The organism is Bradyrhizobium algeriense (assembly GCF_036924595.1).
Lineage (GTDB): Bacteria > Pseudomonadota > Alphaproteobacteria > Rhizobiales > Xanthobacteraceae > Bradyrhizobium > Bradyrhizobium algeriense.
On record NZ_JAZHRV010000001.1, the window covers coordinates 3,687,261 to 3,710,907 of the forward strand.

Consider the following 23,647-nt stretch of genomic DNA (forward strand, 5'->3'; position numbering starts at 1 on the left):
CAACGCGATCGGGGCAACACTGCGGTTGAATCCATCCAGTTCACAACGATTCTAATCTGCAGTTTGAAATCGTTCTAAAAGAACTTTGTAAGCGGTCTAAAGAGATGCAAGAAACGTCGTAAAATCAGGCATTAGTTGCATCACCGCTTTCTCACCATCAATCAACGCTCGGCGGCTTCATCAGCGAAAACAATTCGTCGACTGTCGATTGCGCGACCTGACGGACGCGATCGGTGTTGTCCATGCCTGATATGTTGACGCCCTTCACGACAGCTTTGATCTCGTCGCGAAAGTCGCTGAGGAATCGCAACGGGTCGGGCGAATCGTTCGCGACGCGCGCAATCAGTCCCGTGATCAGAATCTGGCACGCCATCATGCGTCCGTTCAGTTCATCCATCCTGCACCCCCGATTGCTTGCACGCGCGCGATATGGACGACATCGATCGCGCATTCAACCCTGCGCGAAATTCACGCCGGAGGTCGCGAGAGATTTGGCGGCGACGCCGAACCGCGCCCATCGCGGCGTCAAACCTTTCCAATTGTTTAGGATTCTCAAGCCTTAGTGTTTGTACAGCGTGAGCTCACGGACATTATATCGGCAGGATTGGGGACTTCGTTAAATCGATGAGCAAACATGTCGGGGCCGCGCACCATCCGTTGGGCTTTACTGATCGTGGCGATCGCTGCGCTGGGTTATCTGGGCTGGCAGCGATTCCAGGGCGAAGATCATCAGGCGCAAGCTGAAACCCGGAAGCACGCCACCGCCCGGGTTGCGGTTCCCGTACGGATTGCCTCGGTCGAAAAGGCCGATTTCCCGGTCTACCTGACCGGCCTCGGCACCGTGCAAGGCTTCAACACGGTGCTGGTCCGCACCCGTGTCGACGGCCAGATCAACCGGATCGCGTTTCAGGAAGGCCAGTTCGTTCGTGAAGGCGACACGCTGGTCGAGATCGATCCGCGACCGTTCCAGGCAGCCCTCGATCAGGCCAAGGCCAAGAAGGCGCAGGACCAAGCCAATCTCGCCAATGCCAACCTCGACCTGCAGCGCTCCACCCGGCTCGGTGAGTTCGCGACCCGCCAGCAAACGGACACCCAGCGGGCTTTGGTCGCGCAACTGACGGCGCAAGTGGCCGGCGACGATGCAGCAATCGCCAATGCACAGACGCAGCTCGACTACGCGACCGTCAAGGCGCCGTTCTCGGGCATTGCCGGCCTGCGCCAGGTCGACGTCGGCAACATCGTCAATGCCGCGACGCAGACCGGCATCGTCAGCATCGCCCAGATCGAGCCGATCGCGGTGATCTTCACCGCGCCGGAAGACCAGTTGCCGGATATCAAGGCCGCACTCGCCGCCGGTTCTCCCAAGACGATCGCGCTCTCCACCGACGGCAAGCGGGTGCTGTCCACGGGCGCGCTTTCGCTGATCAACAACCAGGTCGACACATCGAGCGGCACCGTCAGGCTCAAGGCCGTGTTCGACAACAAGGATCATGCGCTGTGGCCGGGCCAGTCGGTTTCAACCCGGCTGCTGGTAGCGACGCTGAAAGACGCTACCGTTGTTCCCGACGATGCCGTTCAGCATGGCCCCAATGGTCTTTACGCCTACACGGTCAACAAGGAGAACAAAGCCGAACTTCGCAAGATCAGGGCGACGCGCTCGATCGACGGCCGCTCCGTGGTCGACGAAGGGCTGTCGCCCGGCGAGCAGGTGATCACGGCGGGCCAGTTCAAGGTTCAGCCGGGCACGCTGGTGACGACGGCCGTCGCCAGCTCGGATCAGGCGCAGGCCAAGGTGACCGACCAATGAGCGGGGGAATCTCCGCCCCCTTCATTCGCTACCCGATCGGCACCTCGCTGATGATGGCGGGGATCATGTTCGTCGGCCTCGTCGCCTATCCCTTGCTGCCGGTTGCGCCCCTGCCGCAAGTCGACTTTCCGACCATCCAGGTCTCGGCCTCTCTGCCCGGCGGCAGTCCGGAAACCATGGCCTCGTCAGTGGCGCAGCCGCTGGAACGTCAGTTCGCGCAAATTCCGGGCGTCGCGCAGATGACGTCGACCAGCTATCTCGGAACCGCGGCGATCAATATCCAATTCGATCTCAACCGCTCGATCGACGCCGCCGCCAACGACGTGCAGGCCGCGATCAATGCGGCCAGCGGCCAATTGCCGAAGAACCTGCCCTCGCCGCCGACCTATCGCAAGGTCAACCCGGCCGACTCGCCCATCCTCCTGCTGTCAGCGACGTCGGACACGCTGCCGCTGACATCAGTCAGCGACGCCGTCGATGCCCAGCTCGCGCAGCAGATCAGCCAGATCTCCGGCGTCGCCCAGGTCATCATCGGCGGGCAGCAGAAGCCGGCGATCCGCATTCAGATCGACCCCGCCAAGCTCGTCGCCAAGGGCCTGTCGCTGGAGGACGTGCGCAACCAGATCGCAATCACGACCGTGAACAGTCCCAAAGGCAATATCGACGGCGAACGCCGCGCCTACACTATTTACGCCAACGATCAGTTGCCGGACTCAAAGGACTGGAACGACGTCGTTATCGCCTTTCGCAACGGCGGTCCCTTACGAATCCGCGATATCGGCCAGGCCGTTACCGGGCCGGAAGACGCCAAGCAGGCGGCCTGGGCCAATGGCAAGCGCGGCGTGTTCCTGATCGTGTACAAGCAGCCCGGCGCCAACGTCATCGACACCGTCGACAAGATCAAGGCGGAGTTGCCGCGGCTGGTCGCTGCGATCCCATCGGCGATCAAGATCGAAGTCATCAGCGACCGCACCCAGACCATCCGCGCTGCGGTGGAAGACGTGCAGTTCACCCTGCTGCTCACCATCGCGCTGGTCGTCATGGTGATCTTCATCTTCCTGCGCAGTTTCTGGGCGACCGTGATTCCGGCCGTGACGGTGCCGCTGGCGCTGCTCGGCGCCTGCGCGCTGATGTGGGTATTCGACTATTCGCTCGACAATCTGTCGCTGATGGCGCTTACCATCGCCGTCGGCTTCGTTGTCGACGACGCCATCGTGATGCTGGAGAACATCACGCGCTACATCGAGGAAGGCGAGAAGCCGCTCGCCGCCGCCTTCAGGGGCGCCCGTGAAATCGGCTTCACCATCGTGTCGATCAGCGTCTCGCTGGTCGCGGTGCTGATCCCGCTGTTGCTGATGGGCGGCATCATCGGCCGGCTGTTCCGCGAGTTCGCGGTGACGCTGGCGATGACCATCTTCGTGTCGATGATCGTGTCGCTGACGCTGACGCCGATGATGGCCTCGCGCTTCCTGCGCGCACATCGCGAGGTCACGCACGGCCGGTTCTATCAATGGAGCGAGCGCGCCTTCGACGCGATGCTGCGCGCTTACGCGCGCGGTCTCGACCTCGCGCTGCGCTGGAAGTTCACGACGCTGATGATTTTCTTCGCAACGCTCGGTCTGTCGATCTATCTGTTCGTCGTCATTCCCAAAGGCTTCTTTCCGCAGCAGGACAACGGCCTGATCACGGCTACTTCGGAGGCCGGCCAGGACATCTCCTTCGCCGACATGAAGCGGCGCCAGGAGGAGCTCGGCAAGATCGTGCAGGCCGACCCCGATGTGGCCTCGGTCGCGATGGTGATCGGCGGCAGCGGCCGCGCCGGCAACAATGGCAATCTGTTCATCACGTTGAAGCCGCGCGACGAGCGCAAGGCGTCTGCCCAGCAGATCATCGCCCGCCTGCGACCCCAGCTCGAGAAGGTCGAGGGCTCCCGTCTCTACATGCAGGCGGCGCAGGACGTGCGGCTCGGCGGGCGGCCGACGCGAACCCAGTTCGAGTTCACGCTGCAGGACGCCGACCTCGCCGAACTGAACGAATGGGCGCCGAAGATCCTGACGAAGATGCAGACGCTGCCCGAACTGCGCGATGTCGCCACCGACCAGCAGACCAACGGCACCACGCTGGAGCTCAAGATCAACCGCGATACCGCCTCGCGCTACGGCATCCAGCCGCAATTGATCGACGATACGCTCTATGATGCGTTCGGCCAGCGCCAGGTGACGCAGTTCTTTACCCAACTCAACACCTACAAGGTGGTGCTCGAAGTGCTGCCGGAATTGCAGGGCAGTCTCGACACGCTCAACAAGATTTACGTGAAATCGCCGGCCACCGGCGACCAGGTGCCGCTGTCGGCCTTTGCCACCTGGACCAGCGTGCCGGTGCGGCCGTTGTCGATCAGCCATCAGGGCCAGTTTCCCGCGATCACGATCAGCTTCAATCTCGCGCAGGGCGTGGCGCTGGGCCAGGCGACCGACGCGGTGCAGAAGGCGATGGTCGAACTCGGCGCGCCGACGACGCTCAATTCGAGCTTCCAGGGCACCGCGCAGGCGTTTCAGCAGTCACTCGGCACCGTGCCGCTGTTGATCCTCGCTGCCCTCGTCGTGGTGTATCTGATCCTCGGCATTCTCTACGAAAGCTACATCCACCCGATCACGATCCTGTCGACGCTGCCGTCCGCCGGCGTCGGTGCGCTCGCGATCCTGATGCTGTTCGGGTTCGACTTCAGCCTGATCGCCCTGATCGGCATCGTGCTGCTGATCGGCATCGTGAAGAAGAACGGCATCATGATGGTCGACTTCGCGATCACGGCCGAACGCGACGAGCAGCTCGAGCCCGAGGCCGCGATCCGCAAGGCGGCGCTATTGCGCTTCCGCCCGATCATGATGACGACGATGGCGGCATTGCTCGGCGGCGTGCCGCTGATGCTCGGTACCGGGACGGGATCGGAAATCCGCCAGCCGCTGGGCTATGCGATGGTCGGCGGCCTGATCGTCAGCCAGGCGCTGACGCTGTTCACGACGCCGGTGGTCTATCTCTATCTCGACCGGCTTTCGAACGCGTTTGCGCGATGGGGCAATTCGTCCAATCCTAACCATGATGCGCATCTGGACGCTGACGGCTCGGTCAAGCAAGCGGCCGAATGACTTGACTTTGCGCGGCAACCGGCACTACCGAAGGTAGTTCATTTCGGAGCCGGTTCAGTGAAAATTTCAATGAAGTTTGCGGTCGCTGCCGCGGCGATATCAGGTTTGTGCGGCCACAGCCACGCCCAGACCCCCAAAGCCAAAAACAACGCCGCGCCTGTGGCGCAGGCGACGCCGGGCCCTACCGCCGCTGCGACCGAGGGAGCGAATACGCCAGCGCCCCCCGGCTGGATTGCGCGGTGCAGCAGCGCAAGCCGCGGCGCGCCGCTCGAATGCGCGATCGAGCAGAGTGCGGTCCTGACCAAGACCGGCCAGCTGATCGTGCTGATCAATATCCGCGTATCAGCCGAAACCCGCGCGCCGATCGCGCTTGTGCAGTTGCCGCTCGGGCTCAACCTGCCGGCCGGCGCCAAATTCCAGGTCGACGACGGCAAGACGTCCGAGCTGCAGATCCAGACCTGCGAGGCGCGCGGCTGCTACGCCAACCTGCAGATCTCGCCTGACGTGCTGGCCATGTTGAAATCCGGCAAGCAGGTGAAGGTCTCGTTCCAGAACATGGCCAAGGAGACGATCACGATCCCGATGCCGCTGGCGGATTTCTCCGCGGCGTATGAGAAGATCAAGTAGACCTCGATCGTCATTGCCTGCGACAAACGCGAAGCGTTTGCGCAAGGGAGCGAAGCGACGAAGCAATCCATATCTCCGCCGAAGAAAGAATGGATTGCTTCGCGGAGCCTGTCATCCGGCGGCGCTTCGCGCCGACCGGGTGGCTCGCAATGACGGGGCTGCTGCCGGAGGCCTACTGCCTTGCCATCTCCGCGGCCCCCACCCCCTCGCCGTCGAGCTTCTGGTCGTCGTGCATGTCGACCGTCACCCGCAACAACTGCCCGGTGAATTCGAACGGCGCCGCGTAATGCGAGACCGGGCTGGAACGATCGCGGCCGATGTCGAGGCCGGACCACGAGATGAAATTGTTGAAGGCAGACTGGGTCTGGATCGAGCCTGCCGCCTCGCCGTCGATGAGGAGCGTATAGGCCGTCACGCCGGTGCGGGAGCCCCTGGCCGGCGGCTCCTTGCGCAACAGACGCTCGACATGCACGCCGAGCCGGCGCACGCCTGACGGCACCTTGCGGTTCGAAGCCACGATCTCATGGCCACCGCCAATATTGAGATCGTGCACCAGCACGCCGTCCTTGATGTAGAGGCTGTAGCCTGACGTCGCATCGCCGTGGGCGATCAGCACGCCCTCGGCGCCTTCCTCGGCAATCTCCACATGCGCTTCGATGGTGTAGCTGCGGCTGCGCACGTCCGGCGCGACGTCGGTCGGCACGTGGCCCATGCCGGCGTGAAAGGTGAACTTGTTGCGTGCACCGTGAAAGCGCGCGGCGTTTTCCGCAAAACGCGGGCCGAACCGGTCGTCGAGCGGCAGCACATTGTGCTTCTCGGCCTCGAGCCACCACAGCTTGATCATCGCTTCAAGCCGCTCGGGCTCTTGCGCCGCCAGATCGCTGGTTTCCGAAAAATCCCGCGCCAGATGAAACAGCTCCCATTTGTCGTTCTCGAACGGCGTGCCCGAGGGATGGAAGGAAACCGCCTTCCAGCCGTCCTGCCAGATCCCGCGATGACCGAACATTTCGAAATATTGCGGCGAAGACTTTGACGGCGCGGCTGGATCGGCGATCGAGCGCGCAAAACTCTCGCCTTCGATCGGCATCTGGGCGACGCCGCCGATTTCGGCCGGCGGCGCGATGCCGATCAGGTCGAGCAAGGTCGGCGTCAGGTCGCAGGCGTAAACGAATTGATGGCGCACCTCGCCTTTGGCGGCGATCTTCTTCGGCCAGGTCATGACGAAGGGATCGCGGATGCCGCCGCCATGGGTGTTCTGCTTGTAGCGGCGCAGCGGCGTGTTCGACGCCATCGCCCAGCCGTGGGGAAAGTTGCTGTGCGAATCCGGCCCGCCGATGTCGTCGATCCGGCGCAGCTTTTCCGCGATCGGTTCGGGACGGAAATTGTACGGCCCCATCGCGTTGACGAAGCCAAGCGGACCGCCCTCCTGGCTTGCGCCATTATCGGACAAAACCAGGATCAGCGTGTTGTCGCGAATGCCGGCCGTGTCGAGAAAGCCGATCAGCCGCGCGAGATGCTGGTCGGCGTGATCGAGCATGCCGGCGAAAGCTGCCTGCAGCCGCGTGAAGACGCGCTGTTCGTCGACGGTGTGCTCATCCCATGCCTTCACGCCGTCATTGCGTGCGGGCAACCGGGTTTCCGGCGGCACGATCCCCATCACCTTCTGCCGCGCCATCCGCTGCTCGCGCTCGGCGTCCCAACCATGGGCGAACATCGCGTCATAGCTCTTGATGATGTCCATCGGCGCCTGGTGCGGCGCGTGACAGGCGCCGAGCGCCACCCAGGTCAGCCATGGGACATCGGGCCGATCGGCGGTGTGATCGGCGATGAAGCGGATCGACTGGTCGATCAGGTCGGACGTGAGGTGATAGCCGTCCGCATACGTCCCCGGTGCATCGATGTGGGTGTTGTCCGAGACAAGCTCCGGTGCGAATTGATCAGTTTCGGCATCGAGAAAACCATAGAAGCGATCAAAACCGCGCCCCAACGGCCAGCCGTCGAATGGCCCGGTGGCGCCGCTTTCGGTCAATGGGGTGACGTGCCATTTGCCGACCATGTAATTGCGATAGCCGTGCGACCGCAGCATTTCCGCCAGCGTGCCCGCCTCGCGCGCGATCTTGCCGCGATATCCGGGGTAGCCGCTGTCGAAATTGGCGAGGCAGCCGACACCGACCGAATGATGGTTGCGCCCGGTGAGCAGCGCCGCGCGCGTCGTCGAACACATCGCGGTGGTGTGGAAGCCCGAATAGCGCAGGCCTTCGGCGGCGAGCTTGTCGATGGTCGGCGTTTTGATGGCCGAGCCGTAGCAGCCGAAATCGGAGAATCCGACATCGTCGAACAGCACGACCAGAATGTTCGGCGCGCCCTGCGGCGGCTTCAGCGCAGACGGCCACCACGGCTTCGATTCAGCCACCGTCTTCCCGATCGTGCCGCCGAACGGTTTTGCGCTGCCTGCCGCCATGCTTTCCCCCGCTTTTTGGATGTGATCGCGGTTGATCCGCCGGTTCGCCGAGGCTCGCGGCAACACGCCGCCCTGCGCGCATTGCCAAAAACCATAATCCGAGTTATCATTATGGTTACTTCGAACGGAGACGCAAGGTCCGGATGCAGCGATCGGCCGAACTCGACCTTCCCGGCGTGACCCCGTCGCGGCAGAAGCGCAGCCGCGAGACCACGGCCGCGCTGCTCCAGGCCGGCGCGGAGATGTTGCGCACGCACAGCCTCGCGGAATTGTCGATCGAGGCGCTGTGCCGGCAGGTCGGGGCCACCGTCGGCACCTTCTACAGCCGGTTCGAGAGCAAGGAGGCCTATTTCAATGCCCTCATGGCGCTTGCTGCGCGTGACGGCGAAAGCAGGTTGTCCCGGATGAAGGAAGACGAGCGGCTGGCCGATGCGAATCTCGCCGAGCTCAGCCGCCTCCTCGTCCGAGGGACCATCGGCTGGATCCGAAATCACGAAGGCGTGCTGCGCGCAGCACTTCAGCACGACGACACCAGGCCGGACCGCTGGTCGACCTTCAAGGCGTTGGCGCGCGCGAACGTGGCGGACGCCACGCCAATCCTGCTTGGCGCCATGGGCCGGGCCAACAAGGCGGCAAAAACACGCGCGATCGCGTTCGGCTTCCAGGTCGTGCTGGGAACGCTGGTCAACGCCATCCTCAACGATCCCGGTCCGCTATCCATTCACGACCGCGAAATGGAAGAGCGGCTGGCGAATTGCCTGCTGCTATTGCTGCAGGCGGAGATGACGGCGCCGACCGTTCGCCGTTCGCGCGGGCGCAAAAAACAGGTACGGCGTTCGCGGAGCTGACCCGGGACCGCGGCAACTGCCGCCCGCAGCGCCCCCTGCAATTCGCCCCGAAAATGCCCCTCCTTCCGCGCTTGCCAAGGCCCGGACCGAGCGAGTAGAACGACGCACCAGCGAAAGCGGTGATTTGCAAAATCCCGCTCCAGCCGATTGCCCGGACATCCATATAAGACATTGATGTCATTGAGCAATTCTTGGGGAATGGTGTAACGGTAGCACAACAGACTCTGACTCTGTTTGTCTAGGTTCGAATCCTAGTTCCCCAGCCAGACTTGTCGGCCCTTCCCCCTTAGCCGCCTCATCACACGCCGGCTACAACCGGTAGCTCTGCGATCATGCGAATGCCGGGCCTTCTTCTCCAATGAATTTGCGACGGCTCAACCGCCAGCTTGAGTGCGGGCCAGCGCGTGAACAGCGCCTGCAGGGCGCAAATTCCTTCTATGCGAGCGAGCTGGTGGCCGAGGCAAAAATGAATTCCTGTTCCGAACGATAGATGCCGGTTCGGCCGCCGCTCCAGATCGAGCTGTTCGGGGCACTCATTGGCTTCCTTGTCCAGGTTGGCGGCGACGATCATCGCCATGACCCGATCGCCCTTCTTCAATTTGACGCCCTCGAGATCGACATCCTGGCGCACATAGCGCGGCTTTGAGAATTGCACCGGCGAGACGAAGCGCAAAAATTCTTCGACTGCCAACCCGGCACGGCTCCAGTCCGCCGCGAGCCAATCGCGACGAACCGGATCCTTCAGCAGTTCGAACACCGATCCGCTGATCAGATGGGTGGTGGTCTCGGAGCCCGCCCCCAGCAAGAGAAACACCATCGAGATCATTTCGTCCGGTGTGATGCGCCCACCTTCCTTCTCGACCCGCACAAGCTCGGCAATCAATCCTTCGCCGCCCTGTTCCCGGGCGACCTGCAGACGTGCTTTCAGATAGCGCCGCATCCTCATCATTCCGCTGATCAACCGCAGAAAGCCCAACGCGCTGGTGAGATTCGCGATCGAATTGGCCCAGGCAATGAATTTCGGCCGGTCCGCCGGCGGCAGGCCCAGCAGTTCGCAAATCACCGCAAGCGGCAGCATCCGCGCATAACGCTGCACCAGATCGGCGCGGCTGCCCGCAGCAAACAACTCATCGGCGAGGCGATCGGCGATGGCGCGGATGTGCGGCTCCATGTCGAGGACCGCGCGGCGGCGGAACGCCTCGTCGACGATACTTCGCAGCCGCGTGTGGTCCGGCTCGTCCATCGTGAGCATGTTGTTGGCGAATGTCGCGATGAATTTCGGCATCCACCAGGGCAGGCCCACGAGAACCCCGCCCTCCCTGCGCAGCGTGAAGAGCGCGCTGTCCTTCAGCACCCGCGCCGCCGCCTCGTAGGTCGTGGTGACCCAGACGCGGCCCACGATCGGAAATTTTGTCGCGACGACGGGACCAACGGCGCGCAAACTCGCGACCCCTGCCTGCGGATCACGAAAAAATGCCTCGCTGGTGAAATCCACGAACTCTGCCATCGGCACACCTCACGGCGTCTTTCACGCCCATGCATCAAGGTGGTGCGCAACACGATCGGCGCAATGGCCGGGGGATACGACGTCTCTCACCGGCACCCTGCCATGGGTACGGAACATTCGGGCTCGATCCCGATCTTGCCGGGTTTGTGGCCCCGCTCTTGCTGACGGAGATACAACCTGAAAGAACCATGGACGAGATGTATCATGCTGGGAACAAAATCTGCGATTGCGGCTCGTTTCGAGGCACTCGATGCGCTGCGCGGCGTCTGCGCGCTGCTCGTGGTCTTGTTCCACGTCCCCGTTTACCATGCTCTTAAAGACATCGGCTCATTCGCCAATCTGCAGTTTTGCGTGGACATGTTCTTCGCCCTGTCCGGCTTCGTGCTCTGTCATGCCTATGGCCAACGTCTCAACGATCGCGCTGAGAGCATTCGTTTCGTGGCGATGAGGTTTGCCCGCCTTTGGCCGTTGCACATCGTGATGTTGACCCTGTTCGTCGGACTTGAGACCGGCAAGTTCATCTTCAGCCGCGCCGATACCGCGTTCGCGCTGGATTCCCAGGCCTTTGGTCCGGGTCGCTCGCTCTGGGAGATCGCCACGAACATCCTGTTTCTGCAGTCTTTCAATCTGCACGCTGGATTGTCATGGAATGGTCCCGCCTGGAGTGCGGCCGTCGAGTTCTACGTGTCGATCCTGTTCGCGACGGTCGTCATGCTTTTCCCGCGCCAGCGCTATGCGATCTTCCTTGCGCTCTGTCTGGCGGCCGGAGCGCTGCTCTACCAGGTTTCGCCAGAAGCGCTGTTTGTCTCGTCCGACTGGGGCATCCTGCGCGCCATGTTCGGCTTCTTCGCGGGCTGCCTGGCGTATCATCTGCGGGCGCGTTCGGATGAGAAGCTGACGGCGCCGAATTTATGGGAGGCCTGCTGCGTGGTGCTGGTCATTGCGTTTGCTGCGTCCAGACCATGGGGCCCGTCGCACTACGCGTTTCCGCTGCTTGCGATCATCGTGCTTTACGTCTTTTCATACGATCAGGGCGCCGTTTCGAAAGTGTTGCGTTCGTCCATTCTGCAAAAGCTCGGCTTGTGGTCTTATTCGATCTACATGATCCACACCTTCCTGTTTCAGGTGATGAAGATGGGGGTCTCCTTCGTCGGGCAAAAGGCCCATCTCAACCTGGTGGGCTGGCACAATGAGGAGAAGCTGATGCTGCTGGGAACGCCGGAACAGGCGGTATTGCCGGCGCTCATCCTGACCCTGCTCGTCATCCCCGTCGCCGCGCTGACCTATCGCTGGATCGAGAAGCCGGCGATGGATGCGGCCCGAGATCTGCTTTCGCCGATTCATCTGGCGAAGACGGCCGTCACCAAGCCGGCAACGACGTCCGGAATTATCGCGACAGCATTCGCCGGCCGGATATCGTGGTTGAGCGCAAGGTTATTCCCCCGCCCGACGCGGAATTCGATCGAGACAGGCCTCGACCGGTTGCGCGCCATGTCCAGGCGTGGCACCGCTGGCATGTGACCCGGATCGATCAGGCCGCAGAACTACGCGGTCCGATCGGGCTCAGCCGATCGTGACCGGCGGCGTACCGTGGGTGTGAAACGACTCGATCGTCTTCAGCCCCCACGCCTGGCCCTTCTTCCGTTCTTCCTCGGTCCAGACGATCGGCTTCCAGTCGGGCGCGAGGATGAGGCGCGCGCCGGCGTTGGCGACCTCGATGCGGTTGCCGCCGGGCTCATAGACGTAGAGGAAGAAGGTCTGCTGGATCGCGTGCTTGTGCGGGCCGGTCTCGATGTGGATGCCGTTTTCGAGAAAGATGTCGGCGGCGCGCAAAATTTCCTCGCGGCTGTCGAGCGCGTAGGTGACGTGGTGGAAGCGTCCGGCCTTGCCGTAATGATCGCGGGTATAGGCGAAGTCGTAGCTCTTGTTCGACATCGTCATCCACATCGCTGCTTCCGTGCCGTCGTTGAGCACGATCTGCTCGGTGGTGCGGAGGCCCAGATAGTTTTCGAAGAACAGCCGGTTGGCCTTGATGTCCACAGCGAGGCAATTGAGATGATCGAGCCGGCGGACATTGACGCCGCGCGCCGGAAACCGCTGCGCCTGGTTCTTCAGCGCTGGCTTGAGCTCGGGCGGCGGCTGATACCACTCGGTCTCGTAATAGAGCTCGACGATATGGCCATCGGGATCGCGGCAGCGAAACGCCGGCCCCTGCCCCATGTCGCCGTCAACCCAGCCGATGTCGAAGCCCGAGCCCTTCAGCGCGGCGACGCGGCGCTCCAGCGCCTGCGGGCTGCGGGCACGCAACGCCATGTGCTCCATGCCTGATGTCTTCGAGGCCGTCAGCTTGAGCGAATAGCGCTCGTAATCATCCCAGCCGCGCAGATAGACCGACTCGCCCTTCCGGCCGCTGACGGTCATGCCCATGACGTCGACGAAGAATTTCAGGCTTTCGTCCGGCTTCGGCGTCAGCAGCTCCATGTGGCCGAGATGAGCGAGGTCGAAAATCGGCTCGGGGGTCATTGGCGGTCTCTCTCGTAGGGTGGGCAAAGCCACCGGGTCGCGCGAATGCGCGCCCGATGACAGGCTCCGCGTGGCCACCAGTTCAAACCACATGGTGGGCACGGCGCAATGCGCCTTTGCCCACCCTACAATTACAGCGCTCGCGTCACGTCGTCGAACAGTTCATCCACCGCGAACGCGCGCGGAATGAGCTTTTGCTGCGCGGAGTAATCGATAATCAATTCCAGCGAACGCCGCATCTCGTCTCGGCCAAAACGCGGCACCCCGGATGAAGCGGCGGCAGATTCGGCGAGCAGCCGATGGACCTCCCGCACCACGTCCGGGTGCTGATCAGACACGGTCCGGCTCACCACCAACATGTGATTGATCGGCACCACCTTGTGCTTCCCAAACCACGCCTTCTCTTCGGCGGCAACATCGGCGAACAGCGGCTTCAAATCGGGATGATCCGATTTTTCGCCCAGCACAGCATCAAGCTCGCCGTCGATCAGCATCTGCAAGATCTGCTTGCCCGCGCCCGCCCGCTTGGTCGTGTCTACGAACTCAGCGACATGGGCGTCCTCGAACGTCACCCAGTCGATCGAATCCAGATCGACGCCACAATCATTGGCAAGAATGCCGCGCAGCCATGCGCCGGTCGTGGTGGTGAAGGAGCGAATGCCGACGCGTTTGCCATTGAGGTCACGCGGCGCGAGCTTTCCCGCTCTTGCATTGTAGAGCGCATGCCCGTGCTGAAACCGCGCCAGCACGACATCCGGCAGCAGCACCATCGGCTTGCCGAACGATTTCGCCATCAGGTAAGTGACGATCGCCATCTCCGAGACGTCGAACGCCCCTTCGCGGACCATCGGCTTGAAGCCCTTGTTGGTCGGCGAATACTCTGCGAAATCGAGCTCGACCAGATCCGATCCGATCGATCCACTCTTCAGCGCCGACGTACCTGGATGGTCGCCGAGCAAAGTGCGCAGGCGCATCGCCACCTCAGTCCTCCTCCAGCTCGTCGACATAGACGAGGCCGGCCTTCGCCAGCGGCTCGCGCATATTGTACATGTCGAGCCCGAGCACGCCCGAAGCGAGCTGCCTGCGCTTGCCGTCTTCGTCGGCGACGCGCTTCTCGCCCTTGGCGACTACATCGGCGGCGTCCTTGCGCCCGATCACCACCACGCCGTCATCATCGGCGACCACAGCATCGCCCGGCACCACATTGATGCCGGCGCAGACCACCGGCACGTTGACCGCGCCGAGCGTCGCCTTGACCGTGCCCTTGGCCGAGATCGCCTTCGACCACACCGGAAAGCCCATTTCACGAAGCGATTTGGCGTCGCGAACGCCGGCGTCGATAACGAGCCCCTTGACGCCGCGCGCCATCAGCGAGGTCGCGAGCAGATCGCCGAACATGCCGTCGGTGTTGTCGGTGGTGCAGCCGACCACCAGGATGTCGCCGGGCTGGCACTGCTCGACCGCAACATGGATCATCCAGTTGTCGCCGGGCTGCGCCAGCACGGTCACGGCGGTGCCCGATGTCTCGGCCCCGCTCCAGACCGGGCGCAGATAGGGCTTCATCAGCCCGAAGCGGCCATAGGCCTCGTGCGCGGTGGCGACGCCGAGCGCGCCGAGTCGTTTCACGAGTTCGGCATCGGTTCGCTTGATGTTGCGGACGACGACCGTCTTCATGCCAGCTCCTCCATCGCCATCGGGAACAGCCGCTGATAGGCCTCGCCATAGGTCATCGGCTTGCCCGTATTGCGGCCGCCCTGCACGCCCCGCTGCAGCGCCACCCGCTCGTAATAGGCCCACAGGTGCTTTTGCGCGGCGAGAATTTCGAACGTCTTGCGCTTGATCTCCCAGACCTCGTCGATGTTGAGGATCACCTGCGGCTTGAAATTGCACATCTCCGGCTGATGCGGTTCGAACAAAAACACCGGCGGCGCGGAATAAGTGTATTTGGCGCCGGGCTTGTGACCCATCGCCTGCGCGACCACGCGGGTTTCCTGCGCGAAGTGCGCCGCGTTTGGATGATCGAAATTATAGGGATCCTCCAGCGCATGCGTCAGCACGAAGGACGGATTGAGCTCGCGGTAGATGTCGACCATGCGGTCGAAATGCTTATCCGTCAGCCGCAGCGGATAGTCGCCAGCGTCGAAGAATTCGATCTCCGCACCCAGCATCTCCGCCGCGCGCTGCGCCTCGTCGCGCCGTCCGGCCTTGACCTTCTCCATCGTCGCGCCCGCCTCCTTCCAGGCGAACTGGCTTTCGCCGCGCTCGCCGAACGACAGGCAGGCAATCTTGACGCGATAACCTTTCTTCACATGCAGCGCGATCGCGCCGCCCGCGCGCCAGACGAAATCGCCGGGATGCGCCGTGACCACCAGGCCCGTTTTGCCGGCATTGCTCATGATCGGGATTTCCTCCTTCGATTTGTACACGTCGCCGGCCGCACCGGCCGCGAGACTATTGTTTGGCAATTCCTGCCCGCTCGATCACTACTGCCCATTTGTCGATATCGGCCTTGAGCCGGTCGAGGATTTCCTCGGGTGAGCTGGCCTTGGCCTCGATGCCGAGATCGAGCGCGCGCTTCTTTAACTCCGGCATTTCGAGCACCTCGCGCAACGCGGCGTTCAGCGTCGCGATCACCTCCGGCGGCGTGCCCCTGGGCGCAAAAATCGCGTTCCAGGACCGCGCCTCGAAATCGCCGCCGCCTGCTTCCTTCACGGTCGGAACATCAGGCAGGAATGCGGTGCGGATCGTACCCGAAGACGACACGGCAATGGCCGCCCTGTCGGCAACATGCGACTGCACCGCGCTGTAGTTCTCGATCGCCATCTGGATATCGCCGCGCAGAAGCGCGATCAGCACATCCGGCGAACTGCGGAACGGCACGATGGTGACATCGACACCGGCGGTCGATTTGAACAATTGCGCGGCGAGGTTCTGGGTCGACCCGACGTTGATGGTGCCGACATTGAGCGTGCCGGGTTTTGCCTTGGCCGCCTGGATGAATTCAGCCAGCGTCGGATAAGGCGTGCCGGCCTGGGTGACGAAGATGAAGTCAAAATAACCCATGCTCGACACCGGAACGAAGTCAGTCACCGGATTGAAGCCAAGGCTCTTGAACAACGATACCGAGATGGCGGTGCCGTTGCTCAGCAGCGCCAGCGTGTAGCCGTCTGGAGGCGCGGACAGCACTGCGCGCGCGGCGTTGATGCCGCCGGCGCCCGGCATGTTCTCGATGACGAAGCGCTGGCCGAGCTTTTCGCCGAGTTTTTCGGTAACGAGCCGCGCCGTGACGTCGGCAACGCCGCCCGCGCCGAATGGCAGGATCAGCCGCACCGGCCGGTTCGGATAGTTTTGCGCGTCGGCGATTTGCGGCAGCAACAATGTCGCGACCAGCGCAGCCATCCCGGCGAACGACGCGCGGCGCCGGCTCAGGGCGTATCGCTCGCGCTTGTCCGCCATCGCACAACCCTCCTTCAAAACTCGAACAGCCGCGCCGGATTATCGACCAGGATCTTCTGCTGCAGCTCGGCCTCCGGCGCAAACAAGGGAATGAGGTCGACCAGATCACCGTCGTTGGGCATCACCTTGACGTTCGGGTGCGGCCAGTCGGTCCCCCAGATCACGCGATCGGGCGCGGTCTCGATAATACGCCGCGCGAACGGAACTGCGTCGTGGAAAGGCGGGCCGCCGGAGGACACGCGCTCGCAGCCGCACACCTTGACCCAGCATTTCTCGTCCCGCGTCATCAGGTCAGTCAGCGTCCGAAACGGAAGTTGGTCGAGACCGTCGGCCGCCTTGACGCGTCCCATGTGATCGATGGTGTAGCGCACCGGCAATTTTGCCAGCATCTCGGCATATTCAGGCAGGTCGATCGCATCGAAATGCAGGTCGATGTGCCAGCCGAGCGGCGCCACCATCGCGACAATGCGATGGAACACCCTCATGTCAGGCACCCCGCCGAGATGGCGCACGAAGTTGAAGCGGCAGCCGCGAAACCCGCCTTCATGCAGTTCGCGAAGGCCACGCTCGGTAATGCTATCGTCGATATTGGCGACGGCGCGAAAGGTTCCATCGCTCACGGCGATGGCATCCAGCGCCACCCGGTTGTCGGTGCCGTGCACGCTGGCATTGACGATGACCGCGCGGCCGATCCCGATCTTCCTGTGCAGCGCCCGGAAATCCTCCAGCGGCGCATCGGGCGGCGTATAGGGCCGTCCCGGCGCATAGGGGTATTTATCACCGGGGCCGAAGATGTGGGTATGCGCGTCACACGCCAGCGCCGGGAGCTTGAACTTCGGCGTTCGTGTATCGGGATCGGGTCCGGGAATCGTCGGCTTGTGCATGGTGCCTTCTGCAGTTTCTTGGTCGCGCTTCATGGCGTCTCGATACTCATGAAGTCGAATTTTCTTTCCGCTTTCCAGCAGCGCCCTTTGCAGGCGGCTGGGTGGACTTCGTCTGGTGTGAGGCTGTGTCGAGATGATCTACATCTGACGCCTGCAACGAGGCGACCGTCGACGCGACGAGTTGCTCGATCGCTTCCGCCATATCAGCGCCATCGGCTTCGCCGCGCGACAGCCGCGTGACCCGCTCCGGACTGACGAGGGTATAATAGAGTGCGCCGAGCAGGAACTGCGACCGCCACACGATCGTCGTCCGCGGCAGATGCGGCAGGCTTTCCTCGATCGCCTCGATGAACGCGTTGGTGGTGTCGTCGAAGATCTCGGCGATGATGCGCCCCACCACGGCGTTGCCTTCGGCCGACATTACGGCGCGCAGCCGCGTGAACCGCGCCCCGCCGCCGGCAAGGTCGCTGCTCGATGAAAACGCCGGCTGCACATAGGCGCGCACGATCGCTTCCAGCCGGTCCTGGACGTCGCGCACGCGCCGTGCCGCCACCAGCAACTCGATGCGGCGCTTGTTCATCGGCCCGCAATGGCGCTTGTAAATTTCGAGCAGCAAGCCGTCCTTGCTCTTGAAGTGATAGGTGATGCTGCCCGGATTGGCGCCCGCCTCCAGCGCGATGTCGCGGATCGACACGGCATTGAAGCCCTTGGTCGAGAACAGCAGCTCGGCCGCGCTCAGGATGGCTTCTCGCATGTTCGGATTTCGCGTCATGGCATTTGCTTTCCGTTCTCGAGTTTTGTACGTTTGTACAAAATATCAGGTCTAGTCAACAAACATCCGGGTGGCGAGCAGCCACCGCGACTGGCCCCGGGGATAACAAGGGAGAACCGCCGGATGCGCCGGATCATCGTTGCGTTCTTGATCGTTGCCGGCGCACTGGCCTGGCGTGGCGTCGGCCCGGCCATCGCGGCCGATCCGGATCCACGCCTGATACTGGCGCCATCAGGCGTATTGCGGGCCGGACTCTATCCGGGCACGCCGACCTCGATCCTGCCGGATGCCGGATCGGGTGAGCCGCGCGGCGTCGGCTACGATCTCTGCAAGGAACTCGCGCGCCGGCTTGGCGTCCCCTATGAGCCGGTCGTGTTCGCCAAGAACGCCGAAGTGCTCGCCGCTGTCAAAAGCGGAGAGGTCGACGTCGCCTTCACCAATGCGACGCCGGCACGGGCGCGGGATATGGACTTTGGCCCGCCCTATCTCGAAATCGAGCTCGGCTACCTCGTCCCGCGCGGGTCCGCGCTGACGACGCCGGTGGAGGTAGACGCGCCGGGACTACGCGTTGGCGTGACCGCAGGCAGTTCTTCCGACGCCACCCTTTCGCGCGACTTCAAGCATGCCCAGATCGTTCGCGCCGCCACCTTCGACATCGCGATCGAGATGATGTCGGCCGGCGCGATCAATGCCTACGCGACCAACAAGGCCACGCTGTTCGAAATGGCGGAGAAACTGCCGGGGTCGAAAGTGCTCGAAGGCCGCTGGGGGATCGAGCGGCACGCCATCGCCATTCCCAGGGGACGCGAGCAGGCAATGGCTTTCATCCGCCAGTTCACCAACGAGGTGAAGTCGGAAGGCGTGGTCGGAGCCGCGATCGCGCGCGCCGGGTTGCGCGGCGCCATGATTTCGGCCGCGGAGTAGCGATGCCACGCTGCAGCTTCACGAACTGGCGCGCACGAATGAGGTGCACGCATGAAACTCTCAAATGATACGCCCAGCCAAAAAGGACCTTTTCTCATGCCATCACGCAGAACAGTCATCCGCAGTGTCGTCGCCGCCGCCCTGCTTTCACTGGCCGGCACCAGTGTTTATGCGGAGCCGTTCCCGACCAAGCCCGTGCGCATCCTGGTGCCCTACGCCGCCGGCGGCGCCGTCGACGTGCTGGCGCGCACGCTCGGGCAATCGCTGTCGAAGACCTGGGGACAGCAGCCGGTCATCGAAAATCGTCCGGGCGCCGGCGGGACTATCGCGTCGCAGGCGCTCACGCAATCGGCGCCGGACGGTTACACGCTGATCCTGGTGGCAAGCGGCCATCCGCTGAACCAGTTCTTCTATCCAAAACTGCCCTACGACACCTTCAAGGATTTTACCGCCATCAGCGAGATCGCCTATTCGCCGCTGGCGATCGTGGTGTCCAAAAACAGCCCGGTGAAGAATTTGCAGGAGTTGCTGGCGACCGCACGCGAAAAGCCGGAGTCATTATCGTACGGCATGTCCGGCAACGGCACCTCGGCCCATCTCGCCGGCGAGCTTCTCAACTACATGGCCAAGGTCAAGATCCAGGCGATCCCCTACAAGGGCGGCGCCCCTGCCCTCACCGCCGTGATATCAGGCGAGATTCCGATGAGCGTCAATCCGCTGCCCGAGGTCGTCGGCCAACTCGAAGGCAATGCAGTGCGCGCGCTTGCGGTGACGACGGCGCAGCGCTCGAAGGCATTGCCTGACGTTCCCACGATCGCGGAGGCAGGCATCCCCGGCTATGACGCCTCGGTCTGGTGGGGTTTTCTCGGCCCCGCCGGCATGGCGCCTGACCTGGTCGCCAGGATCCACGCCGACCTTGCCGCCGCGCTGAAAGATCCGGTGGTTCTGACCGCGCTGGAAAAGATGGGCGCCACGCCGGTCGGCAACTCGCCAAAGGATTTCGACGCCTTCATGCGCGCCGAGGCCGCGAAATGGGAGCCGGTGCTGAAAGAGGCGAACATCAAGATGCAGTGAGGTCATCGAGCCGGCTTTGCGCGGTCACCGCGCATTCGCCGGCGCATGCACGTGCCACAGATCGGCGCGCCAGTGCAGCATGACCGCCAGCATCAAGGCGAGGCCGGCCGCCGCATAGAGTGTTCCAGTCGCCGCAAATCCGATCTCGTCGATCAGGCTGCCGGCGGCCAATAGGCCGATCGGCAGGCCATAGATCACCATCATGCGCACGCCCATCACCCGGCCGCGGAAATTCTCGCTCGCCGTCCGCATTAGGATGACGGCGATCGAGATCATGGCGAGGCTTTGCGAAAAGCCGGCCACCACCAGGCACGCAATCGCGGTCGGCACGGTCTGCATCTGCACGAAGATCAGCAAGGTCGCGTACCAGACGACGGTGGCGCCGATCATCAGCCGCGCCACCCGGAGATCGCGGATCAAACTCAACACGATCGAACCGGCCAGCGAGCCGATTGCAAAACTCGCCGACAGATAGCCAAGCCCGGTCTGGTTGGTGCCGTAGATCGCCCTGGCGATGTAGGGCAGCAGGCCGTTGGAGAGCGGATAGGCCGTCAGGTTGGCGAGGAACGCCACCCACAGCGCGGCCTGCATCCGCGGTGTGGTCCAGACATAGGCCACTCCCTCCTTGAGGTCGCGCAGCGGCGAACGCTGCAACGCCTCGCTGGCAGCCGCGCCCGCGAGTTGCGGCTTTGCCGGAGCCACGATGCACAGCGTCAGCGCGGTAGCAGTAATATAAAGGCAGACGATCGCCACATAGGCCGGGCCCATGCCGAGCGCGGCAAACAATCCGGCGCCGCTCAGCGCGCCGGCAATCCGCGCGGTATCCATCGTCGTGCGCGAGATGCTGATCGCCCCGATCAACTGGCCATGCGGCATGATGGTCGCCACCAAAGCGCCGCGCACACCGAGGTCCGATGGGCGGACGATGCCCATCACGGCCGCGACCATGAAGACATAGAGCGGCGCGAGCTGGCCGGACAACACCAGCGTCGTCAGCACGGCCGCCAGCACCGCGTAGGTCGCGCGCATCATCGCCAGGAGATCGCGGTGACCGATCCGGTCGCCGACGACACCGAACATCGGCGCTACCAGTGTCCCTATATAGCCGAGCGAGGCGAACAGAGTGAGCAACAGCACCGAACCGGTCTCGACCAGCACGTACCAGCCGAGAATCAGCGTCTCCATCTCGAACGCCCACGAGGTGAGCAGATCGGCCGGCCACTGAAAACGATAATTCCTGATACGGAATGGTGCGAGCGCTGAAGGCCGCGCGGGCTCGCTCAAGATGCGTTGTCGCGGTTCATCGCGGTCCACCCTGCTCTGTTTCTTGTTATGCAGAACTGGATAGCAAGCCGCGCCCGGCGTTTCAAGCCGCCGACTTCAAGCAGCCGACATGGCCCTGCCGCGGTGCGTGAGCAACAGCCGCCTCACGTCGATGGCCGGTATCGCGGGACTGAACAGATAGCCCTGCATTTCGTCGCAGCCGAGGATGTACAGCAGATTCCGCTGCTGCTCGGTTTCGACACCCTCCGCCGTCGTCGTCATGTCGCTGGCGGCCGCGATGTTCACCACCGCCTGGACGATGGAGGAGGACGCGCCGGGACCGGCGATATCCTTGATGAAAGAGCGATCGATCTTGATCTTGTCGAACGGGAAACGCTGCAGGTAGCTGAGCGAGGAATAGCCGGTGCCGAAATCGTCCAGCGCGATCCGAACGCCCAGCTTGCGCAACTGATGCAGCATGTCGAGCGCCGCCTCGTCGTCGCGAATGAGCACGGCCTCCGTGATCTCGAGTTCCAGCCTGCTGGCGGGAAGGCCGCAAGCCGCGAGTGCCGCTGCCACGTTCAACGCCAGCGACTGGCTCCTGAACTGCACCGGCGAGACGTTGACCGCGACGCGAACATGATCCGGCCAGGTGGCCGCCTCGGCGCAGGCGGTATTGAGCACCCACAGGCCGAGCTGATTGATCAGGCCGCTGTCTTCCGCGATCGGGATGAATTCCGCCGGCGAGATCATGCCGCGCTCGGGATGCCGCCACCGCAACAGCGCCTCGCAGGAACTGATCTTGCCGTCCTCGATGTTGACCACCGGCTGATAGTAGGTCTCCAGGCCGCCATTGTTGATCGCCTGACGCAGCTCGAGCTCCAGGCTGCGCCGCGCTTTGGCGCGCTGATCCATGCCGGTCTCGAAGAAGCGGTAGGTCCGCCGTCCGTCGCCCTTGGCGCCGTAGAGCGCGAGGTCCGCATTCTTCAACAACTGGTCGAGGTCCACCCCGTCGCCGGGGGCCACCGCTATGCCAATGCTGGCATCGGTCGTGATCAGATGTCCCAAACATTCCAGCGGCCGCCTGATCGCCGAATGGATTACATCAACGAGCTGAGTGGTTTCCGGCCGGTCCTTGATGGCGGTCTGAATCACGGCGAACTCGTCGCCGCCGAGCCGGGCCGCCACATCGGTTTCCTTGAGGCATCCGCGCAGGCGCTCGGCGACGCCTTTGAGCAGTTCATCGCCGATCGGATGGCCGAGCGCGTCGTTGACGCTCTTGAACTCGTCGATGTCGATATAGAGCACCGCCAGTTGCTCGCCGGGCCGCATCGCCTTGAGCGACTGTTCCAACCGTTCGCGGAACAGGATCCGGTTCGGCAGATCGGTCAATCCGTCGTAGTGCGCCAGATGCGCGATCTTCTCCTCTGCGCGCCGTCGCGAAGTGACGTCCTCGATGGTCGCGACCCATCCGCCGCCCTTCAGCGGCCGGTTGATGATCTCGATCGCCCGGCCACCCGGCGCTTCCGTCAACTGACGCGTCGCCTTGCCGAGCGACACTGTCTTGATGATTGCGTTGCAGAACTCGTCGACGTCGCCGTCGAATGATCCGGTTTCCTTCCGGTGGGCGATCAGCCGCTGCATGGTGCAGCCGGGCTTGGCCACGTCAGGCGACAGTCCGAACATGTCGAGATAGGGCTGGTTGCAAATGATGATCCGCGCGGATGCATCATAGAGAACAAGGCCTTGCGGGATGTTGTTCACGGCAATCGAGAGCTGGCGCCGCTCGGCCGCCAGCCGCCGGTCGGTCAACCGGTCACGCCGCAGCAGCAGTCCGGCGGCCACGGCCAGAACGGCGACGAGCGCCAGTAGCAGGCGTTCGCGAAGACTCCATCCCGAGGTCGCAATGCCGCCGACAACCGCCGCCGCGAGCAGCACGCAGCATGCCGCAAGCCGCGTGATCGTCGCGGCCCTTTCCGCAGGGCCGGCAGAATCGCTCAACATTTGCTGGCCGCTGTCGATGTCCACCCGAAATGGCTCCCCGCGCATCCCCCGCCAAGATGTCCCGGTTTGGCGACGGGTCCTGCGTCAGATGAAAAGTTAGCGTGCGATCGGACGCTGCTACGACGCCCCTGCGATACTGTTACGCAGCACAGATGGAAGGCGCGTTACAACTTGCGGTTAGCAATCGGTTACCTTGCACACGCGCTGGCTCCAATCCGCGATCCGGCATCGGAGGTTACCGAGACGTGACCGGCGGGCGGCTGCTCTCGTGCGGGGTAGTAAACGAATGATTAATCCGAAGCCTGCGTCGCGCGCGGCCGGAAATGCAAGAAAGCCCTTATTTTCCAGCGCAAC

At 63.2% G+C, this 23,647-nt stretch carries 18 protein-coding genes, 1 tRNA gene and 1 pseudogene; 8 read left to right on the plus strand and 12 right to left on the minus strand.

The features are described from left to right. Positions 1-157 precede the first annotated feature (157 nt). Positions 158-397 carry a hypothetical protein gene (locus V1286_RS18190; RefSeq protein WP_334481459.1) on the minus strand — a complete coding sequence of 80 codons (240 nt, stop codon included), beginning with the start codon at positions 395-397 and terminating at the stop codon, positions 158-160. A gap of 237 nt (positions 398-634) precedes the next feature. On the opposite strand from V1286_RS18190, the gene V1286_RS18195 reads away from it, so the two are divergent. The 3 genes from V1286_RS18195 (at position 635) to V1286_RS18205 (ending at position 5,577) form a co-directional block, all read left to right on the plus strand. After that, entirely contained in the window at positions 635-1,807 is a 1,173-nt protein-coding gene (locus V1286_RS18195) for an efflux RND transporter periplasmic adaptor subunit (protein WP_334481460.1), read from the plus strand. Beyond that, complete coding sequence (locus V1286_RS18200) at positions 1,804-4,950, plus strand: multidrug efflux RND transporter permease subunit (RefSeq protein WP_334481462.1); 3,147 nt, start codon at positions 1,804-1,806, stop codon at positions 4,948-4,950. The genes V1286_RS18195 and V1286_RS18200 overlap by 4 nt, the downstream gene beginning before the upstream one ends. Positions 4,951-5,019: 69 nt before the next feature. Then, positions 5,020-5,577 (plus strand): invasion associated locus B family protein, encoded by a 558-nt coding sequence (locus tag V1286_RS18205; RefSeq protein WP_334481464.1) that lies wholly within the window; start codon positions 5,020-5,022, stop codon positions 5,575-5,577. Between the two features lie 172 nt (positions 5,578-5,749). Here the strand turns inward: V1286_RS18205 and V1286_RS18210 are convergent, their stop codons facing one another. Then, positions 5,750-8,038 carry an arylsulfatase gene (locus tag V1286_RS18210; protein WP_334481465.1) on the minus strand — a complete coding sequence of 763 codons (2,289 nt, stop codon included), beginning with the start codon at positions 8,036-8,038 and terminating at the stop codon, positions 5,750-5,752. 143 nt (positions 8,039-8,181) lie between these two features. On the opposite strand from V1286_RS18210, the gene V1286_RS18215 reads away from it, so the two are divergent. Both V1286_RS18215 and V1286_RS18220 read left to right on the plus strand, forming a co-directional pair. Further along, complete coding sequence (locus tag V1286_RS18215) at positions 8,182-8,886, plus strand: TetR/AcrR family transcriptional regulator (protein WP_334481466.1); 705 nt, start codon at positions 8,182-8,184, stop codon at positions 8,884-8,886. Between the two features lie 192 nt (positions 8,887-9,078). Then, positions 9,079-9,152, plus strand: a tRNA-Gln gene (locus V1286_RS18220). 32 nt (positions 9,153-9,184) lie between these two features. Here V1286_RS18220 and V1286_RS18225 read toward each other — a convergent pair. Further along, positions 9,185-10,393, minus strand: coding sequence for a cytochrome P450 (locus tag V1286_RS18225; RefSeq protein ID WP_334481468.1), 1,209 nt, complete (start codon positions 10,391-10,393; stop codon positions 9,185-9,187). A gap of 204 nt (positions 10,394-10,597) precedes the next feature. Here V1286_RS18225 and V1286_RS18230 point away from each other — a divergent pair, with 204 nt between their 5' ends. Further along, positions 10,598-11,914 (plus strand): acyltransferase family protein, encoded by a 1,317-nt coding sequence (locus tag V1286_RS18230; RefSeq protein WP_334481470.1) that lies wholly within the window; start codon positions 10,598-10,600, stop codon positions 11,912-11,914. 42 nt (positions 11,915-11,956) lie between these two features. Here the strand turns inward: V1286_RS18230 and V1286_RS18235 are convergent, their stop codons facing one another. The 7 genes from V1286_RS18235 to V1286_RS18265 all read right to left on the minus strand — a co-directional run bounded on the left by V1286_RS18235 (position 11,957) and on the right by V1286_RS18265 (position 18,028). Next, entirely contained in the window at positions 11,957-12,916 is a 960-nt protein-coding gene (locus V1286_RS18235) for a catechol 2,3-dioxygenase (RefSeq protein ID WP_334481472.1), read from the minus strand. 131 nt (positions 12,917-13,047) lie between these two features. Beyond that, on the minus strand, positions 13,048-13,890 hold the full coding sequence (locus V1286_RS18240) for a substrate-binding domain-containing protein (RefSeq protein ID WP_334489717.1): 843 nt from the start codon (positions 13,888-13,890) through the stop codon (positions 13,048-13,050). A gap of 7 nt (positions 13,891-13,897) precedes the next feature. Continuing rightward, positions 13,898-14,590 (minus strand): 4-carboxy-4-hydroxy-2-oxoadipate aldolase/oxaloacetate decarboxylase, encoded by a 693-nt coding sequence (locus V1286_RS18245; RefSeq protein WP_334481474.1) that lies wholly within the window; start codon positions 14,588-14,590, stop codon positions 13,898-13,900. Next, positions 14,587-15,312, minus strand: a complete 726-nt coding sequence (locus tag V1286_RS18250) for a PIG-L deacetylase family protein (protein WP_161853967.1) — start codon at positions 15,310-15,312, stop codon at positions 14,587-14,589. The genes V1286_RS18245 and V1286_RS18250 overlap by 4 nt, the downstream gene beginning before the upstream one ends. A gap of 55 nt (positions 15,313-15,367) precedes the next feature. After that, positions 15,368-16,372, minus strand: a complete 1,005-nt coding sequence (locus V1286_RS18255) for a Bug family tripartite tricarboxylate transporter substrate binding protein (protein WP_334481476.1) — start codon at positions 16,370-16,372, stop codon at positions 15,368-15,370. A gap of 14 nt (positions 16,373-16,386) precedes the next feature. Then, positions 16,387-17,289 (minus strand): amidohydrolase family protein, encoded by a 903-nt coding sequence (locus tag V1286_RS18260; RefSeq protein ID WP_334481477.1) that lies wholly within the window; start codon positions 17,287-17,289, stop codon positions 16,387-16,389. Positions 17,290-17,302: 13 nt separating this feature from the next. Continuing rightward, positions 17,303-18,028, minus strand: coding sequence for a TetR/AcrR family transcriptional regulator (locus V1286_RS18265; protein ID WP_334481478.1), 726 nt, complete (start codon positions 18,026-18,028; stop codon positions 17,303-17,305). Positions 18,029-18,151: 123 nt separating this feature from the next. On the opposite strand from V1286_RS18265, the gene V1286_RS18270 reads away from it, so the two are divergent. After that, complete coding sequence (locus tag V1286_RS18270; protein WP_334481480.1) at positions 18,152-18,952, plus strand: ABC transporter substrate-binding protein; 801 nt, start codon at positions 18,152-18,154, stop codon at positions 18,950-18,952. A 96-nt stretch (positions 18,953-19,048) separates the two neighbouring features. After that, a complete protein-coding gene (locus V1286_RS18275) occupies positions 19,049-20,026 on the plus strand; it encodes a tripartite tricarboxylate transporter substrate binding protein (RefSeq protein ID WP_334481481.1) in 978 nt (325 codons plus the stop codon). A 24-nt stretch (positions 20,027-20,050) separates the two neighbouring features. Here the strand turns inward: V1286_RS18275 and V1286_RS18280 are convergent, their stop codons facing one another. Next, on the minus strand, positions 20,051-21,310 hold the full coding sequence (locus V1286_RS18280; protein ID WP_334481482.1) for an MFS transporter: 1,260 nt from the start codon (positions 21,308-21,310) through the stop codon (positions 20,051-20,053). A 96-nt stretch (positions 21,311-21,406) separates the two neighbouring features. Beyond that, a pseudogene (locus V1286_RS18285) lies at positions 21,407-23,227 on the minus strand (putative bifunctional diguanylate cyclase/phosphodiesterase); the annotation flags it as partial. Positions 23,228-23,647: the final 420 nt, after the last annotated feature.